This window comes from Allobosea sp. 10L417 (assembly GCF_056395485.1).
Window position 1 is genome coordinate 126,257 of the sequence record NZ_JBFTJP010000006.1, and the last position, 17,001, is coordinate 143,257.

The window sequence follows — 17,001 nt, forward strand, 5'->3', positions numbered from 1 at the left end:
TCGCTGGCGTCATCGCGTCGTGAACTCCGGCAGATAGAAGGCGGTGACAGGGGGGACCTCCCCCCTCCAGGGAGCGATCTCGACGAGGCAGCTTTGCGCACTGCAGCCCTGGGATAAGGTCGAGGCCGGCTCGTCAAGCGTCAGCACATTCGGGTTGCCGTGCCGGTCGAGACCCGTCGCGGGATCGGGGTCGTACCAGGCACCGGTAGACAGGCGCGCGACGCCCGGCATGATCTCGTCGCTCAGGATCGCCCCGGCCAGGCAGCGGCCGCGATCGTTGAAAAGCTCGACGATTTGCCCCTCGGCTATGCCACGGGCGGCGGCGTCGGCCGGGTTCAGATAGACGGGCTCGCGCCCGGCGATCTTGCCGGCGCGGCTATGGAGGCTCGCATCGAGCTGGCTGTGCAGCCGCCGCGCCGGCTGATCGGTCAGCAGATGCAAAGGAAAGCGCTGTGCCTTCTCGGCACCAAGCCACTCTGTGGGTTCCCGCCAAACGGCGTGGCCCGCACAATCGGGCAACCCGAAACCGGCAACACGCTGCGAGTGGATCTCGATGCGGCCGGACGGCGTTCCCAGCGGATTGCGCTCGGGATCGGCAACGAAAGCCGCGAGCATCGTCGCAGGGCGATCATGTGCCGTCAGATCGACGAGCCCCTTCCGCCAGAAGCTCTCGAAATCGGGCAGCGTGATGTTGCGCGCCTGATTGATCTTGCGGCTTGCGTCATAGAGGCGACGCAGCCAACCCATCGTATCGAGGTTTTCGGTGAAGGTTTCGGCGCAACCCAGCCGGGCGGAGAGCGCCGCGAAGATATCGTAATCGTCGCGGGCTTCGTTCTCGGGAGGCATGGCGCGCTTCATCGCCACGAAAAAGGCTTCCAGCGTCGCGGAGCCGATATCGTCGCGCTCGAGTGTCGTCGTGGCAGGCAGGACAATGTCGGCGCGCTTGGCCGTCGCGGTCCAGTATTGCTCGTTGACCACGATCGTCTCCGGCTTTTGCCAGGCCCGCCTCAGGCGGTTGAGATCCTGATGATGGTGGAAGGGATTGCCTCCCGCCCAGTAGATCAGGCGGATGTCGGGATAGGCGAAGGTCCCACCGTCATAGGTGAAGGGTTCGCCCGGCCCGAGCAGCATGTCGGCGATCCGTGCGACGGGAATGAAGTCGGGGATGCCCGGGCGTCCCTGCGAGAGTGTCGGCCCCTTCACCCTGGCATGTGCGCTGCCCACCAGATTGGCGGCGCCGTAGCCGAGGCCGAAGCCGCCGCCGGGGCGACCGATCTGCCCGAGCATGGCTGCCAGCGAGATCACCGCCCAGAACGGCTGCTCGCCATGGCTGGCGCGCTGCATCGACCAGGAGACATTGAGCATGGTACGCGACGCGGCCATGCGCCGCGCCAGCGCGCCGATCGTCGCGGCCGGCACGCCACTGATCTCCTGCGCCCATTCGGGAGTCTTGGCGATGCCGTCGGATACCCCCTTGAGATAGGCCGCAAAGGCGCTGAAGCCGACGCAATAGCGATCGAGGAAGTCGTGATCGACGAGGCCCTCCGAGAGCAGGACGAAGCCGAGCGCGAGCATCACGGCCGTGTCGGTATTCGGCCTGCACGGAAGCCATTCGGCTCCCGCCCGCGCTGCGCCGATATTGTCGCGGACAGGGCCGATATTGACGAATTGCACGCCGGCCTCCCGCATCATGGCGAGGCCCTGCGCTACGCCGTGCAGCCCGACGCCGCCGGCGTTCATCTGCGCATTCTTCACCGGCACTCCGCCGAAGGTGACGAACAGCTCGGTATGCTCAGCCATCACCTCCCAGGAGGTGTGGCTCGCCATGAGCTCGTCCATGCTGGCGACGATGTGTGGCAGCACCACATTGGCGGCGCCGAGGCTGTAGGAATCGACGTGCCGGACATAGCCGCCGACTGCGTTGAGGAAGCGGTGCACCTGGCTCTGCGCATGGTGGAAACGCCCCGCGCTCGACCAGCCATAGGAACCGCCGAAGATCGCGCTGTTGCCGAAACGCTTGCAGACACGCTCGATTTCGCAGGCGACGAGGTCGAGCGCCTCGTCCCAGGGTACCTCGACGAAAGCATCCTGCCCGCGTCGCTCCGGTGACGCGCCAGGTCCATCGCGCAGCCAGCTTTCGCGGATCGCTGGCCGCCGCACCCGCAGGCGCTTCAACGCGGGATCGAGCTGGTGCAGGCCGATCGGGTTCGGGTCGGGATCGCGCCGGAACGGAGCGATGGCGGGATCGGTCCCGGTCCGCGGCTCGACCTCGTAGAGCCCCCAATGCGACAGCGTGTAGTTCGTCATGGCCTTCTCAGCCGGTCGGCCCGGGCCGCGAGCGCGGCCCGGGCCCGTCCGGAACCTAGCCCCCTATGTGTCAGCCATCGATCTGCTTGAACAGCTTCTGCATGTCTTCGGTCGAGAAGCTGCGGTCGATGACGAGATTGGAGCCGTCGACACGCCAGGCCAGGGCCGGACCGCTGACGTCGCCGTTAGCGTCGAACTCGACCGGGCCGGTCGCCCCGAGATATTTGATCGGCGCGCCCTTCGCGATCAGCGCGAGCGCCTTCTTGAACTCGGCAGGACCGGTCGAGACCATTTCTCCCCCCGCCGCATGGCTCTTGCGGATCGCGTCGCGGATGGCGGTTCCCGAGAGGTCGGGGGCGATGTTCATCGCGAGGCCCAGCACCATCACGGCGTCGTAGATATTGTAGATGCCCGGGCCAGCCGCGCTCGCCTTGAACTCGGCCTCGAAGGCTTCCTTGAAGACGTTGACGGAAGGTCCAGCCGCCGAGGCATTGTCCGTGCCGAACGCCTTTGCGAGGTATTTGTCGCCGACCGCCTTGACGAAGTCCGGGCTGCGCAGGGCGTTGTTCAGGATCAGGTTCTGCGTGCCCCCGAGCGATATCCATTCGCGCGCGATCGTTGCGCCATCCTGCGGGAAGGCGACGAGGAACATCGCATCCGGCTTCTCGGCGAGCGCGGAGGCGACCTCGGCCCGGTAGGAGGCCTGGTTCTCGTTGAAGCCGACGGTCTTGACGACCTTGCCGCCGAACGCCTCGGTCGCGCGCGTGAAATCCTTGACCAGGCTCGTGCCATAGTCGGTGTTGACGTAGATCATCGCGATGCGCTTCCAGCCGCGCTCGGCCGCGATTTTCGCCGGTGGGTAGGCGAGGTTCTTCACTGTCGGAAAGGTTCGGAAGAAGAAGCCGCCGGTCTTGCCTTCCTGTGCCATCGTCGTGAGGATCGGTGCGGACGAGCAGCAGGCGATCTGCGGAATCTTGGATGGCACCGCAACCGAAGTCAGGACGGGAATGGTGACGCCGCTGGAGATCGCCGCGGTCAGCGCCGCGACCCGCTCGACCTCCACGAGGAACTTGGCGGCGTCGACGCCGACATTGGGCTGCCCCTGATCGTCCCGCAGCACGAGTTGCACCGGGCATCCCTTGACGCCGCCGCCGGCATTGATGTGCTGCACGGCGAGTTGAGCGCTGTTGGCGATATTCTTGCCCACCGCTCCCATCGATCCCGTCAGCGACAGGACGCCGCCGATTTTGACCGGGCAGGACACGGTCTGAGCCAAAACCTGCGACGGCGCCAGCGCCGACCCCGCAGCGCCTACCGCGCAGGCGAGCAGCAGGCTCCTGATTATGCTCGACATGGCTTTCCCCTCTTTTATGCCTTGGTCGAAACGGCTTCCCGGCAGCCCTCCGGACGCGTCGGGCCACCTGAGGTGATCTTGCATCATTTGATCATAAGAGCACACAAACGCCATGCGGTAAAGCGCCCGCCGCGCGCCCTCTGCAAGCGTGATATCAATTTGATACTTATGCGGTTTTATGCGCGATAGCTGCCGTTCGACTTTGGCTTCAATCTCGAATTCGAACGCCTCGAAGCGAGCCTTCACGCACTCGGGAACCAAGCGACGGCTTGTCCCAGCCAGGCTGGCACCCTATGCTGCAAATCGAAGCATCGTTTGATCAAAAAGTGATCCGGAATGGCCATCGATTTCCTTGAGCCGGTCTCGTCGCGTTCGACGATCCAGGACGGAGTCTACAGGCAGCTGCGGCATGCGCTGATGTCCGGACATTTCGAACCCGGGCAGACGCTGACGATCGCCTTTCTGGCGGAGACGTTCCAGACGAGCCACATGCCGGTGCGCGAAGCGCTGCGCCGCCTGACCGCGGAGAATGCGCTCGTCGTGGTCGCCAACGGGTCGGCCAAGGTGCCGACCGTCAGTCTTGCCGGCCTGAACGATCTGTGCCTGACGCGCATCGCGCTGGAGACGCTCGCCGCGAAGCTCGCCACCGAGCGCAGCACGGCCGAAGACCGCAAGCGCTTCGCCGCGCTGATGCTGGAGCATGAGGCGGCCACGGCCGAGCGCAACCTCGCCAAGATGCTCGGCCGGAACCAGGAATTCCACTTCGCCGTCTACGACAGCTGCGGCTCGCCCGTGGTGGTGCAGTTCATCCAGACGCTCTGGCTGCGCTTCGGCCCCTATATGCGCATGCTGTCGAATTATATCGAGCCTCTGCTCGTATCGGACAGCTACAGGCCGAGTTCCCATCACCGCGACCTCGTGGCGGCGATCGAGGCCGGCGATGCACGCGCCGCCGCCAAGGCGGTGAAAGGCGATATCGAGACGACACAGGATCTCCTGCGCCGGCTGTGTCGCGACGAAGTCGAGAATTCACCGCCGAAGCGCAAGAAAGGAAGCTGAGCCGAGATCGCGTCGCGGCTGGCCTCGATCAGGCCGCGTGACGGGACGTCGTGCTTCGTTCGCCGATCAGGCCGCGCGGGCGCAGCAGCAGCGTCAGCACGAGGATGAGGCCGATGACCAGGGACTGGAGCGCTCCGCCATAGGCCTGATATTGCGCGGGAACCAACTGGGCTGTCGCGGCGCCGATCAGGGTCCACAGTCCCCAGACCAGGATCGCGCCCAGGATCGCGCCCTTGTTGTTGCCGCTCCCACCGATGATGAGCATCGTCCAGATCTGGAAGGTCAGGATCGGCATGAAGTCGGAGGGGCTGACGAAGCCGACGAAGCCGACATAGAGCGCGCCGCCGAGCCCCATCAGCATCGACCCCAGCACGAAGGCCTGGAGCCGGAACAGGCTGACATCCTTGCCGAGCGTCTGCGCGGCGATCTCGTCCTCGCGGATGGCCTTCAGCACGCGCCCCCAAGGCGACGCGACGATCCTCTGCAGGCCACCATAGACCAGCGCGACGATCGCCAGAACGAGCCCGAGATAGTAGAGATTGTTGACGATGGGCGAGCCGGACAGGCCGCGGGCGGGGTTGGGGATCGATGCGATGCCCATCGCGCCGCCGGTCAGCGGCTCGGCGTTCAGGGCGAGGAGCTGGATCGTCGAGGCAATGCCGAAGGTCGCGATCGCGAGATAGTCGTCGCGCAGCTTCAGCGTGGCGAGGCCGATGATCAGCGCGGCGAAGGCCGAGGCGGCCATCGCCCCTGCCAGCCCCACCAGCCAGGGGAGCCCGAAGTTGCCGATGAGCTCAGGGCGAGGCGGCGCGGTGAGGATCGCGAAGGCATAGGCGCCGATCGCATAGAAGCCGACGATACCGGCGTTGAAGAGGCCGGTGGAACCCCACTGCAAATTAAGACCCAGCACGACCACCGCGAAGATCAGCGCGACGCTGGTGAAAAAGACGAGATAGGATAACAGACCGATCATTCCGCCCTCACGCGCGCGTCGACTTGGCGAAGAGCCCCTGCGGCCGGATATAGAGCACGAGCAGGAGCAGCAGGAAGGGCACCGCCGGCTTGAAGCTTGCGGGAATGACCAGGACGGAGAGGCTCTCGGCCAGCCCGACGATGAGCCCGCCGACGACGGCGCCGAAAAGGCTGCCGGACCCGCCGAGCACAGCCGCCGTCAGAACGGCGAGCAGCATGTTGAAGCCGAGCTCCGGCCGGATCTGGACGGTGAGTCCGGCGAAGACGCCGGCGCAAGCCGCCAGCATGCCGGCCAATAGCCAGGTCCAGCGAATGACGCTCGCCGTATCGATGCCGCAAGCCTGCGACAACGCCGGGCTGTCCGCCATCGCGCGCATCGCGATGCCGACGCGGCTCGACTGCAGGAAGAGATGCAGCGAGAGCACGAGGATGAAGGTTAGGACCAGCACGAAGACATGATCCGGCATCAGACGGACGTCCGGCAGGATCTCGACCGCGATCTGAAGCTCCTGGCCGTAGTAGTGCGCGTCCGGCCCCCATAGCAGCAGGATCAGATTGCGCAGCATCAGCGCGACGCCGAAGCTGGCGAAGACCAGCGTGAGAGCCGCGGCCCGCCGTGAACGCAGCCGGCTGAAGACGAGCCTGTCGATCGCGATCGCAACCAGCCCGGTCCCGATGCCCGCGAGCACTGTTGCAGCGATCAGCGGCAGGCCGAAGGACAGGGGGCCGATCGGCTCCGCCGCTCCCATCAGGCTCACCAGCGCCAGCGCGAGATAGGCGCCGACCGTCAGCATCTCGGCATGGGCGAAGTTCGCGAATTTGAGGATTTGCGCGCTGAGCGAATAGCCGATCGCGCCGAGCGCCAGAATGCCGCCTGTCAGAAGGCCGTCCGCAATCGCCTGGCCGATCATGGCGTTCTCCGGGATCCGAGAAAGGCTTCGGCGATGGCGGCGTCATCGAGCAGCTCGCGCGCAGTGCCGGCCATGTGGTTGCGCCCCTCGACAAGGACGTAGCCCCTGTCGGAGACGCGCAGCGCCGCCTTCGCATTCTGTTCGACCATCAGCACGGCGACGCCGCTATCCGCCAGCGCGCGCAGATCGGCCAGAACCTCCTGGACGATCTTCGGCGCAAGACCCGCCGTCGGCTCGTCCAGCATGATCAGCCGGGGCTCGGTCATCAGGGCGCGGGCCACCGCCAGCATCTGACGTTGACCGCCCGACAGGACGTTGGCGGCCGAACGCCGGTGGCTGGCGAGCGCGGGGAACCGCTCGAAGGCGCGCGCGAGCCGCTCACGCAGCAGTGCCTTGGGAAGGATGTGCCCGCCCGCGATCAGATTGTCTTCGATCGAAAGCGTGGCGAAGACATTGCCGGTCTGAGGTACGAAGCCGACACCGGCCGCGATGATCGCGTGGGTCGATCGTCCGGTGATGTCATGATCGTCCAGATGGACGGCCCCCCCTTCGATCATCACGAGCCCGGCGAGCGCCTTCATGAAGGTCGACTTTCCGGCGCCGTTGGGACCGACGAGGGTGACGAGCTCGCCGGCGGCGACATCGACCGAAATGTCGTGGACGATCGGCAGGCCGCGGCGATAGCTGGCGCGCAGGTTGCGGGTGACGAGAAGCGGCCCGCTCATAGCGCCAGCTCCGTCACATCGCCCAGATAGGCATCGACCACACGCTGTTCGCGGACGACGTCCTGCGGCCTGCCGGAAAAGATCAGCTGCCCTTGCGCCATGACGATGATCGATCCGCAGATCCGCATCACCATGTCCATGTTGTGCTCGACGATGAGGAAGCCGATGCCCCTCTCGTTCAGCGCCACGATCTTCTCGATCAGCGTCTCCAGCAGCGCCGGATTGACGCCGGCCGCCGGCTCGTCGAGCAGGATGAGCCGCGGCTCCACCATCATCACCCGCGCAAGTTCGAGCAGCTTCTGCTGACCGCCCGAAAGCACGCCCGCGGGATCCTGCGCCTTGGCGGCCAGCCCTGTGAAGCCGAGCACCTCCATGGCGCGCTCGCGGCAGCGTCGCTCCTCCTCGCGGACGAGCGACGGCCGAAACCAGTTGTTCCAGAAGCGCTCCCCGGCCTGCGCGACGGGGGCCAGCATGACGTTTTCGAGCACCGTCATCTGCGGGAACGGGCGCGGAATCTGGAAGGTGCGGGCCAACCCCTCGCGGAATATCCGGTCCGGTCGAAAACCCGTGATCGGCCGGCCGGCAAAGGTGATTTCTCCCGAGCTCGGTCTGACCTCGCCAGCGATCAAGCCGAAGAGCGTGCTTTTTCCGGCCCCATTCGGGCCGATGAGCCCGGTGATGCCGCCATTCGCGATGGAGAAGGTGACGTCGTCGACGGCGCGCAAGGCGCCGAAGCTGCGGGAGAGGCCGCGGATTGCAAGGATGATGTCGCTCATCTCGTCGTGCCGCCCCGAATGCTGAATGGTCGCTTTCTGGCAGTCATCGCCGGGATCACAGCCGATTGAAGAAGCTGCTCAGGCGATCCATGCCCTCTTCCAGCCTCGCAAAGCCTTCCGAGCCGAAGCAGATGCGCAGATGCCCTTCGCCCGCCGCACCATAGAAACTGCCGGCCTCGACGACGACATGTGCCTGCTCGAGGATCATATCGGCGAGAAGCTGGGATGGCAGGCCGGTGCCCGAGATATCGGGAAACGCATAGATGGCGCCTTGCGGCAGGGCGCACCGCACACCCGGCATTTGGTTCAGCCGCTGCACCACGAAATCGCGTTTGCGGCGATCCTCCTCGACCAGCGCGGCGAGAACATCGCCCGGTCCGGTGATGGCCGCATGGGCGCCGGCCTGGATGAACGTGTTCACATGCGTGACATCGTTCGCCGTGATCTTGAGTAGTCCCGCCATGGCCCAGGCCGGTGCGGCGAGATAGCCGATGCGCCAGCCATCCATCGCGAAGGACTTGGTGAAGGCGAAGGCCGAGAAGGTCCGCTCGGCCATGCCGGGAAGCGAAGCGATGCTGACATGTTCGCCCTCGTCATAGACGATGTCCTCATACACCTCATCGGCGAAGACCAGCAGGTCGTGCCGGCGTGCGAGTTCCGCGAGCCCCTCGAGCTCCGCCCGCGTGAACACCCGCCCCGTCGGATTTACCGGATTGACGAGCACGATCATGCGCGTCCGGCTCGTGATCCGGCATTCGATACGCTCCGGCACGAGCCTGAAATCATCGGCCGGGTCGAGCGCCGCGAAGACGGGCTTGGCTCCGGCGAGCTCGATCTTGCCGATATGCTGCGGGTAATGGGGATCGATCAGGATGACCTCGTCGCCCTGGTCGAGCAGCGCCATGAAGACGGCGAAAGCCGCATGCGTCAGCCCGTTCGTAACGAGGACGGTCTCGGGCTCGGCTGCGATGCCGTTGCGCGCCTGCAGCTTCTCCGCGAGGACATTCCGCAACCGTGCCGTTCCCGGCAAGTCGCTGTAGTGGACGTCACCGGCGAGCAAGGCGTCGATCGTGGCCCGTTTGATGTGCTCCGGCGTGTCCGCTGCCGGCCGCCCCAGCTCCAGATGAATCAGATCATGGCCTGCACCGCGCAGCGCCGCCGCCTTCTGGTACATGCCGAAGGATTTCTTCGGCGTTCCCGAAATCCGCTGAGCCACTCGTTTCATCGTCCGGTCTCCTTGGACGCGATGGCGCTCGCGTGTGTCCGCCGCGCAACCGCTTCGATCTCGACCTTGATCTCCTCGACCGGAAAACCGCAGAGGATCGTCGTATTGGTCGGCCGCGGATCGACAAACTGCTCACCGAGGACCTTGGAAACGGCGAGAACATCGCCGCGCTCGGCGAGGTAGACGCGCACTGACACGATATCGGCGAGGGTCGCATCGGCCTGCGCCAACGCGTCCGCGATGGTCTGCAGGGCACGGCGCGCCTGATCCTCTGCCGAAGCCGGAAAGGCTCCGCTCACCGGGTCATAGCCAGCCGTCCCCGACACGAAGATCCAATCCCCGTCGACGAGCGCGCGCGAATAGCCGGCCAGCTCCTCAAATTTCGAACCCGAGTAGATCGCTCGCCGGCTCATGGGCTTCCTGTGAGTGCTCGTTTGATCAAATAATCGATTCCGCTTTTAGCATATCCGGAACGACATGCAACGGGGGGAGCGCAGCGTTTACGGAAGCGGAATGTCAGGCGGCCGGCCCGGCACGCACCGCGACCAAAGGCGTCAAGCTGCAGAGCCGATCGAGCGGGGACGGGACGCGGCGCACCTTGGCGAATGGCGTCGTCTTGGACGGACTGCGCGCTCCGAGAACGATAAGGGCAAGGCTCGACGTCCACCCTTCGGCGGCTCGTCAACGTGATGCGCTGATTCTCTCGGAACAGACCGGGACAAGGGACGTCGCGATGGAAACCGTCGCACCGTTGCTCATATGAGCAATGGGCCGTCCGAAGTCGGCGACCGATCGTGCGCGTTCAATTCGAACCCACCAGACGACGATATTGTGCCCCGCTTGGGCCAGCGTCCGCTGCACCGCTTCGACGATAATCCATCGGAGACTGTCCTTCCCAGCGCTGGAACGCCCGGGTGAAATGCGACGCGTCCGAATAGCCGAGCATCATCGCGAGTTCCGTCACGCCTGTGCGGCTGTCCTTGAGCCATGTTGTCGCGAGTTTATGGCGCCGATCGTCGAGGATTTTCTCGAAAGGTGCTCCGCGATCGTCCAGTCTGCGTTGCAATGTGCGCGGCGACAGCCCCAGGATGCGGGCAGCTATCTGCAACGTCATTGGCCGATGCGCGAGAGACGCATCGATCATCCGCCCGATCGCGAGCTCGATGTCATCCACGCCCGGCCGGAAGGTGCCGATCGGTTCCTGACTTGTCGGAGCGGACGCCCGACCAAGCATCGAGCCTTTCGTGTGCAGCGGCGTAGAGAGAGCGGCCCGCTTCATGTGAATGAGCGTTTCGCCCTGGTTCCCGAAGCTGACCGGCGCCTGGAAATGATCTTCGTAGGGCGCTCGGCGCCCCTTGCAGGCATGCGGGAAGCTGACGTGCCGGGGCGCCCAGCCCTCGCCTATCAGATAGCGAAGCATACCGACATTGAACGCCGCCGCTCCTTCGTGAAGCAGCCAGGCCGACTCGTCGTCGCCGTCGAGACGATGGCTCCAGATGATCTCGTCGTCCCGCTTCAGCAGCGCGATGGAGACGTGCGATTGCATCGTGGGCATCAAATTGATCTGGTTCTGAAGGCAGGCCTCGGGCGTCGCGCCACGTTCCATCGCCTGGCCGATCGCTCCAAGCTTGGCTGGGTCGGCAGCCTGGCCGAGAGATAGCCCGATCTCTGCGACCCCCAGGCAACGCGCAGAGAGCGCCAGGGCATGATTGACCTGTGATCGCGCAACCACTTTCGCCGAGGTTACGTCATCCAGGCTCATCCCAACCTGACGGAAGATGCCGTCAGGGTTCACGCCGGCTGACGTGAGATAGGTCGGCAGCATGTGGAGCAGGGCGGCACGGGCCGCAGCGCGTGACATATTGCTCCCCCCTGCCCATGTCGTCGCATTTGGGCCTGCCCCAAAACCTTACGCTAAGGCAGTCGCCGCCATCATGACGAATCACTCCGCTGATGCAAATGAAATTCACGCGCTAGTCATGTGAATCGCAGTTGAGCGTCTCAGCTAATCTCCTTGAGAAAAGAAGGCATCATCGTTGGGGAATACGGGCGCCGGTGCATGGCGGCCGAGATAGGATTTGAAAGTCGCCTGAAAGAACAGTGACGGTTTCATCTCCTTGGCGAGGTCGTCGATGCGCTTCTGCAACGCTGCAACCATTGCCGGGTTCTCGGCGGCGAGGTTCTTTGACTCGCCGGGATCCTTCGCGACGTCGTAGAGTTCCAGCTTGGCCGGGAGGGTTGCGCGCCAGGACAGCTTCCAGTCTCCCTGGCGGACTGCGCCCCGAAACATCTCGATATTGTAGACAATCTCCTTCCGGGGCGACGGGGCGCCCTGACTGATGGTCTGCCACACGTCGCTGCCGTCGAGCGGCTGGGTGCCGGTGACGGCCGCGCCGGCCTGCTTCGCGAGCGTCGGCAGCATGTCGACGACGTGGAGAGGCTGGTCGACCTTGCCAGGTTTGACGTGCCCCGGCCAGTTCACCAACGCCGCCGCGCGGGTTCCTCCCTCGTAGAGTGAGCCCTTGCCCTCGCGGAACGGGCCGTTATTGGCGGGCAGATCGCCCTTGGTCTCGATCTGCCCGGCAAAGGCAGCCGATTTCACTCCGCCATTGTCGCTGTGGAAGATCACCAGCGTGTTCTCGCGCATGCCCTTCTTCTTGAGCGCGTCGAGCACGGCGGCGATCTGGTCGTCCATCGCGGCGATCATCGCCGCATAGGTGCGCCGGTTCGGGTCCGAGATCGACTTGAAGCGGTCGACATACTGCTGCGGCGCCTGGAACGGAGTGTGCGGCGCGGTGAAGGCCAGATACATGAACATCGGCTTCTTGGCGTCGCGCTTCTCGATATAGCGCACCGCGTCCTTGCCGAGCAGCGTGGTGACGTAGCCGGGCTCCTCGAGCTTCTTGTTGTTGCGGTACCAGTCGGTGACGCCGTGGACCTTGTGCGTGAAGTAGTCGATCTCGCCGATCATGGCGCCGTATTGGTAGTCGAAGCCGCGCTGCTTCGGCCACAGCTTGGTGTCGCCATGGCCAAGATGCCATTTTCCGATGATGGCGGTGTCATAGCCGGCTTCCTTGAGGATCTGCGGCAGCAGCTTTTCGTCGAGCGGGATGCCGAAATTCTGCTCGGGCAGGATGACGAAGCTCTGCAGGCCGTAGCGCATCGGATAGCGGCCGGTCATCAGCGCCGCGCGTGTCGGCGTGCACATGGGCTGGACGTAGAACTGGTCGAGCACCGCGCCGTCGCTGGCAAGCTTATCGATCGTCGGCGTGGCGAGGTCCTTGCTGCGGAAGCCGACGTCGTTCCAGCCGAGATCGTCGGCGACGATATAGAGGATGTTGGGCTTCGGCGCCGATTGCGCCATCGCCGCGGCAGGGGCCAGCAACGCCAGGGTGAAGCAGGCGGAACGAACGGAGGGGAACATATTGTGGTCTCCCATCAAGTCAAAATCGCGCTTTGCCGCCGAGCACGGAACCCTGCTGCAGCGCGTCGAAGATGAAATTGTCGTTGCGATAGTCGACCGTCACCAGAACCTGCAGAGTTCGGACGAAGGGGCCTTGGATATGCGGTTGACCGCCGCCAGGATGATAACGGTACCGTTGGTGACGGCGGCCACCACGCAGCCCCAGGACCGGAGGCGTACTGCCGGAGCGGGCCGAATCGCAGGCTAACACCATCGTGCGGGGATGATGGACCGTCCGCCGCCGCGTATGACGAACCGCGCAATGGTGAGCCCTGCGCGTGGCGGCGGGCTGCGCCTGCGCCTGCGCCAGTCGACCGAGAAGCGGAGGAAGGGAGGGAGTTGCAGCCAGAAGAGAAGCCCCGAGCGCAGGGAATGAATTGCGTGATGTCATCGGAGAACGCGGACGATGCGAATATCAGCGCTCACTCCTAGCCGCCGGCCGCGCGCTCGACTTGCCATTTCGCGCCAAATCCAGGCACGCATCTTCGCGCGACGCCGTGACGATGCGGCACGGACAGCTGCCGATCAGGGCAGATGACGCGCCTCACGGCTCCCGGAGTTCAAAGAGTTGCGCTTCCTGGCGCCCTGGTTCGCGTTGGTGGTGTTCGCCTTCTCCGCGACGGCCCGGTGAAGTCAGGGCCACCCACCATCACGGCCGCCCGCGCGCCCGAGCAAGTTCCGATCGCAGGCCTGTGCGGGCTGCCATGCGCCACAGGCGGCGGCCTGGGCCACATCCCATCACCCCCACCGTGGGCGGCGACTTCTCGGCCCAATTGCCGACGAATTTCCAGATAGTCCGGGACACGCTCGCGGAATCGATAGATGCCGGTCTTGGTATGCTTTCAGAGGCACGACACTGCGCGCCACCTGCGCGCACCCCTCCGACGGCCAAGCTCTTGCTTTGCCTAGTCTCTCTGGAAAATCAATCCCTTGGCGGGATGATGGCGGACAGGGAGGGATTTGAACCCCCGATACCCTTGCAGGTATGCCGCATTTCGAGTGCGGTGCATTCAACCACTCTGCCACCTGTCCGCGGTCGCCTTCGGTCGAAGCGAGGCGGTTACTACACAAGCCATCGCCAGGGGGCAAGCCTCTCCGCCAGGAGAAATCCACTCTTCCCCGCCGCTTTTGCTTGACCTCACGCACGAGCCCGACTATCGAGCACCGTCCGGCGTGGGGAAACCCGCGCCTGATCTCTTTTGGCCTGCGTGATGCGTCGCAAGCCGGCAAGAGCAAACCAGACCACGCAACCGACTGCCAAAAAGCCGTCCCGCATGCGCGTCCTTTCCGGAGGCCATGACAGGACGGGGCCGAACATGGAGGACAAAATGTTCGCAGTCATCAAGACCGGCGGGAAGCAGTTCCGCGTCGCCGCCAACGACAAGATCACCGTTGCCAAGATCGAGGGCAACCCGGGCGACACCGTCGCCTTCGGCTCCGTGCTGATGCTCACCGAAGGTGAGAAGACCACGCTCGACACCAAGGCCCTTTCCGAGATCACCGTCGCCGGTGAGATCGTCGAGCAGGCCCGTGGCGAGAAGGTCATCGCCTTCAAGAAGCGCCGCCGCCAGAACTCGAAGCGCAAGCGCGGCTTCCGCGCCGAGCTGACCGTCATCCGCATCACCGACATCCTCACCGGCGGCAAGCAGCCGGAGATGAAGAAGGGCGATGTCTCCGCCGAGCCGGCTGCCGCCAAGGCGAAGGCTGCTCCGAAGGCCGCCAAGGCCGAGACCGGCGAGGAAGGCGACGCGCCGAAGAAGGCTGCGGCCAAGAAGGCCCCTGCCAAGAAGGCCAAGGACGAGGCGTCCGAGGCCTGAGGTCGGGTTTCCCGGCGTCAACATTCGCGCCGGATCATCATTTGCCCAGGCTTCGGCCTCGGCCTGTCGCTCCTGACAGAATGGTGCTCCGGCATTTCGTATCCGAGACGGGTGGCTTTCGCCGCCATTTCGGGTTAGAGAGACACGACAAGTTTTGAGGTAGGGCGTTATGGCTCACAAAAAGGCAGGCGGCTCGTCGCGTAACGGCCGCGATTCAGAGAGCAAGCGACTCGGCGTGAAGCGCTTCGGCGATCAGGCCGTCGTTGCCGGCAACATCATTATTCGTCAGCGCGGCACGAAGTGGCATGCCGGCGCCAATGTCGGCATGGGCAAAGACCATACCCTCTTTGCGACGACGAATGGCCGCGTCCGATTCACGACGAAACTCGGCCGAGCTTTCGTGAACGTAGTCCCGGCCCAAGAGGCCGCAGAGTAAAAGGCGGATAGGGAAATCTCTCGATCCGCCGGTTCCATCGAACCGAACGGATCAAGGGGTAAATGGCCCGAAGAGGGTCTCCCGAAGGTCAGCGAAGGGGAGATGGGACCAAAGTCCCAGCTCCCTTTTTTCGTTTGCGCCGACGGAGAGACACAATGTTCCCCGAACTGACCCGCGACGATGTCTTCCGGCTCGAGACCCGGCGTCTCTGGCTGCGTTGGCCCCGCATGGCCGATGCCAATGCCATCCTTCGCCAGGCCGGCGAGAAAGCGGTGGCGGAGATGACGGCGTCGATCCCACACCCCTACCCGCCCGAGGCGGTCGAGCCCTTCATCTTCGCCATGCGCAAGGGCAATGCGCTGGGCGAGCATCTGGTGCTGGCGATCACGCCACGTTCGAAGCCGAACGAGGTCATCGGCATGATCGGTGCGCACAAGCAGGCTTCGGGCGTGCCTTTCATCGGCTACTGGCTCGGCACGCCGCACTGGAGCAAGGGCTACGCCACCGAAGCGGTGCAGGCGCTGATCGACACCTTGTTCTCGCTGGTCGACCTGCCGGCGATCGAGGCCGATACCCGCGTCATCAACCCGGCCTCGCGGCGAGTGCTGGAGAAGTCCGGCTTCCGGCCTGAAGGCTCGTTCCTGAAGTCGCTGCCGGCGCGCGGCGGGCTGTTCCCCTGCGAGCAGTTCCGGCTCGACCGCTCGACCTGGGCGGCGCTCAAGAGCTGGGGTGCCAGCGGCTGGGCGCATGCGCCGGAGCGGGAAACTGGCGAGGAGCGGGCGCACGCGCCGACGCTCGGCATGCCCCCGCGCCGCCAGCAGGAACAGGCCGAGCCTTGCCCGGCTTGAAGACCACGCAGCCGTCATGCTCGCCCTTGTGGCGAGCATCCACGTCTTGAACGCAGCCCTGGAGCAAAGAAGACGTGGATGGTCGGGACAAGCCCGACCATGACGGTGCCGCGACGTCGCGCTACTTGACGAAAGTGCCGTGCAATTCGTCTTCGATATGCACGCGGATGATCTCCTCGAAGCTCGACTCGCTTTTGAAGCCGAGCGCCAGCGAACGCTGCGGATTGAAATCGCGCGGCCAGCCCGCGACGATCCCATCGATCACCGGATCGGGCACGCGCTTGATCCGGGCTGCGACATTATCGCCGGCGACCTTGCGCAGCGCTTCGATCTGCTCGGCGACCGTGCAGGAATAGCCCGGCATCGTCAGCACCCGGCGCGGGCCGATCGCAGCCGTGTCCATCGTCGCGGCATGGATGAGGAAGCCGACCGCCGAACGCGGCGAGGCATGCCAGTGGCGCACCTGATCCGAGACCGGCAGCACCGCCTCCTCGCCGTTCAGCGGCTCGCGGATGATGTTGGAGAAGAAGCCCGAGGCTGCCTTGTTGGGCTTGCCGGGGCGCACGCAGATCGTCGGCAAGCGGATACCGACGCCATCGAAGAAGCCGCGCCGCGAATAGTCGCTGAGCAGGAGCTCGCCGATCGCCTTCTGCGTGCCGTAGCTGGTCAGCGGCGTGGTGAAGAACTCGTCCTCGATCTTGTCGTGGAACGGCGCACCGAACACCGCGATCGAGGAGGTGAAGACCAAGCGCGGCTTGTAGCCGCCGCCGGCCTTGCGGATCGCCTCGAAGAGATGGCGCGTACCGTCGAGATTGATCCGGTAGCCCTTGTCGAAATCGGCTTCGGCCTCGCCGGAGACGATGGCCGCGAGATGGACGATCAATTCGGGCCGCGTCGCGATCAGGCTCTCCGCCTCGCCCTCGATCGAAAGATCGGAGATCACCGCCTCGAAATCGAAGGGAGCGGCCGGCGGGGGTGAGGCGACGACGACATCCTGCGCGGTCACGCGGGTCACCGGCTTGCCGCCGAGCGCGCCGTCGCGCGCCAGCCGCTCGATGAACTTGCGTCCGACCATGCCGGCGCCGCCGAGAACGAGAATATGCATCGA

General features: G+C 64.9%; 16 protein-coding genes and 1 tRNA gene. 4 read left to right on the forward strand and 13 right to left on the reverse strand.

The window, feature by feature from the left end; genetic code table 11:
* Window positions 1–9: 9 nt before the first annotated feature.
* Together AC1DE3_RS16380 and AC1DE3_RS16385 are read right to left on the reverse strand one after the other, a co-directional pair.
* Window positions 10–2,307, reverse strand: a complete 2,298-nt coding sequence (locus AC1DE3_RS16380; protein WP_476779974.1) for a molybdopterin guanine dinucleotide-containing S/N-oxide reductase — start codon at window positions 2,305–2,307, stop codon at window positions 10–12.
* A 70-nt stretch (window positions 2,308–2,377) separates the two neighbouring features.
* A complete protein-coding gene (locus tag AC1DE3_RS16385; protein ID WP_476852569.1) occupies window positions 2,378–3,661 on the reverse strand; it encodes an ABC transporter substrate-binding protein in 1,284 nt (427 codons plus the stop codon).
* A 336-nt stretch (window positions 3,662–3,997) separates the two neighbouring features.
* Between AC1DE3_RS16385 and AC1DE3_RS16390 the strand changes: the two genes are divergently transcribed.
* Window positions 3,998–4,720, forward strand: a complete 723-nt coding sequence (locus AC1DE3_RS16390; RefSeq protein WP_441469638.1) for a GntR family transcriptional regulator — start codon at window positions 3,998–4,000, stop codon at window positions 4,718–4,720.
* A 28-nt stretch (window positions 4,721–4,748) separates the two neighbouring features.
* On the opposite strand, the gene AC1DE3_RS16395 is transcribed toward AC1DE3_RS16390, so the two are convergent.
* The 10 genes from AC1DE3_RS16395 to AC1DE3_RS16440 all read right to left on the reverse strand — a co-directional run bounded on the left by AC1DE3_RS16395 (window position 4,749) and on the right by AC1DE3_RS16440 (window position 13,824).
* Window positions 4,749–5,693, reverse strand: coding sequence for a branched-chain amino acid ABC transporter permease (locus AC1DE3_RS16395; protein ID WP_476779976.1), 945 nt, complete (start codon window positions 5,691–5,693; stop codon window positions 4,749–4,751).
* Window positions 5,694–5,700: 7 nt separating this feature from the next.
* The gene (locus AC1DE3_RS16400) at window positions 5,701–6,603 is read right to left on the reverse strand and encodes a branched-chain amino acid ABC transporter permease (RefSeq protein WP_476779977.1); all 903 of its coding nucleotides are present in this window, start codon (window positions 6,601–6,603) and stop codon (window positions 5,701–5,703) included.
* A complete protein-coding gene (locus AC1DE3_RS16405) occupies window positions 6,600–7,328 on the reverse strand; it encodes an ABC transporter ATP-binding protein (RefSeq protein WP_476779978.1) in 729 nt (242 codons plus the stop codon). The genes AC1DE3_RS16400 and AC1DE3_RS16405 overlap by 4 nt, the downstream gene beginning before the upstream one ends.
* Window positions 7,325–8,104, reverse strand: coding sequence for an ABC transporter ATP-binding protein (locus AC1DE3_RS16410; RefSeq protein ID WP_476779979.1), 780 nt, complete (start codon window positions 8,102–8,104; stop codon window positions 7,325–7,327). Before AC1DE3_RS16410 ends, AC1DE3_RS16405 begins: the two co-directional genes overlap by 4 nt.
* Before the next feature lie 55 nt (window positions 8,105–8,159).
* On the reverse strand, window positions 8,160–9,329 hold the full coding sequence (locus AC1DE3_RS16415) for a pyridoxal phosphate-dependent aminotransferase (RefSeq protein ID WP_476779980.1): 1,170 nt from the start codon (window positions 9,327–9,329) through the stop codon (window positions 8,160–8,162).
* A complete protein-coding gene (locus AC1DE3_RS16420; RefSeq protein ID WP_476779981.1) occupies window positions 9,326–9,742 on the reverse strand; it encodes a RidA family protein in 417 nt (138 codons plus the stop codon). Before AC1DE3_RS16420 ends, AC1DE3_RS16415 begins: the two co-directional genes overlap by 4 nt.
* A 389-nt stretch (window positions 9,743–10,131) precedes the next feature.
* Complete coding sequence (locus AC1DE3_RS16425; RefSeq protein WP_476852570.1) at window positions 10,132–11,190, reverse strand: AraC family transcriptional regulator ligand-binding domain-containing protein; 1,059 nt, start codon at window positions 11,188–11,190, stop codon at window positions 10,132–10,134.
* A gap of 144 nt (window positions 11,191–11,334) precedes the next feature.
* Window positions 11,335–12,753 (reverse strand): arylsulfatase B, encoded by a 1,419-nt coding sequence (locus AC1DE3_RS16430; RefSeq protein ID WP_476797435.1) that lies wholly within the window; start codon window positions 12,751–12,753, stop codon window positions 11,335–11,337.
* Between the two features lie 19 nt (window positions 12,754–12,772).
* Entirely contained in the window at window positions 12,773–13,183 is a 411-nt protein-coding gene (locus AC1DE3_RS16435) for a hypothetical protein (protein ID WP_476779984.1), read from the reverse strand.
* 551 nt (window positions 13,184–13,734) lie between these two features.
* A tRNA-Ser gene (locus AC1DE3_RS16440) sits at window positions 13,735–13,824 on the reverse strand.
* A 296-nt stretch (window positions 13,825–14,120) separates the two neighbouring features.
* On the opposite strand from AC1DE3_RS16440, the gene rplU reads away from it, so the two are divergent.
* The 3 genes from rplU to AC1DE3_RS16455 all read left to right on the forward strand — a co-directional run bounded on the left by rplU (window position 14,121) and on the right by AC1DE3_RS16455 (window position 15,893).
* Entirely contained in the window at window positions 14,121–14,609 is a 489-nt protein-coding gene (gene rplU / locus AC1DE3_RS16445) for a 50S ribosomal protein L21 (RefSeq protein ID WP_476779985.1), read from the forward strand.
* A gap of 169 nt (window positions 14,610–14,778) precedes the next feature.
* Window positions 14,779–15,045: a 50S ribosomal protein L27 gene (gene rpmA, locus AC1DE3_RS16450; RefSeq protein WP_038363769.1), complete on the forward strand. Its 267-nt coding sequence runs from the start codon at window positions 14,779–14,781 to the stop codon at window positions 15,043–15,045.
* Window positions 15,046–15,200: 155 nt separating this feature from the next.
* Window positions 15,201–15,893 (forward strand): GNAT family N-acetyltransferase, encoded by a 693-nt coding sequence (locus tag AC1DE3_RS16455; protein ID WP_476852571.1) that lies wholly within the window; start codon window positions 15,201–15,203, stop codon window positions 15,891–15,893.
* Window positions 15,894–16,014: 121 nt separating this feature from the next.
* On the opposite strand, the gene denD is transcribed toward AC1DE3_RS16455, so the two are convergent.
* Window positions 16,015–16,998, reverse strand: coding sequence for a D-erythronate dehydrogenase (gene denD / locus AC1DE3_RS16460; protein ID WP_476779987.1), 984 nt, complete (start codon window positions 16,996–16,998; stop codon window positions 16,015–16,017).
* Window positions 16,999–17,001 lie beyond the last annotated feature (3 nt).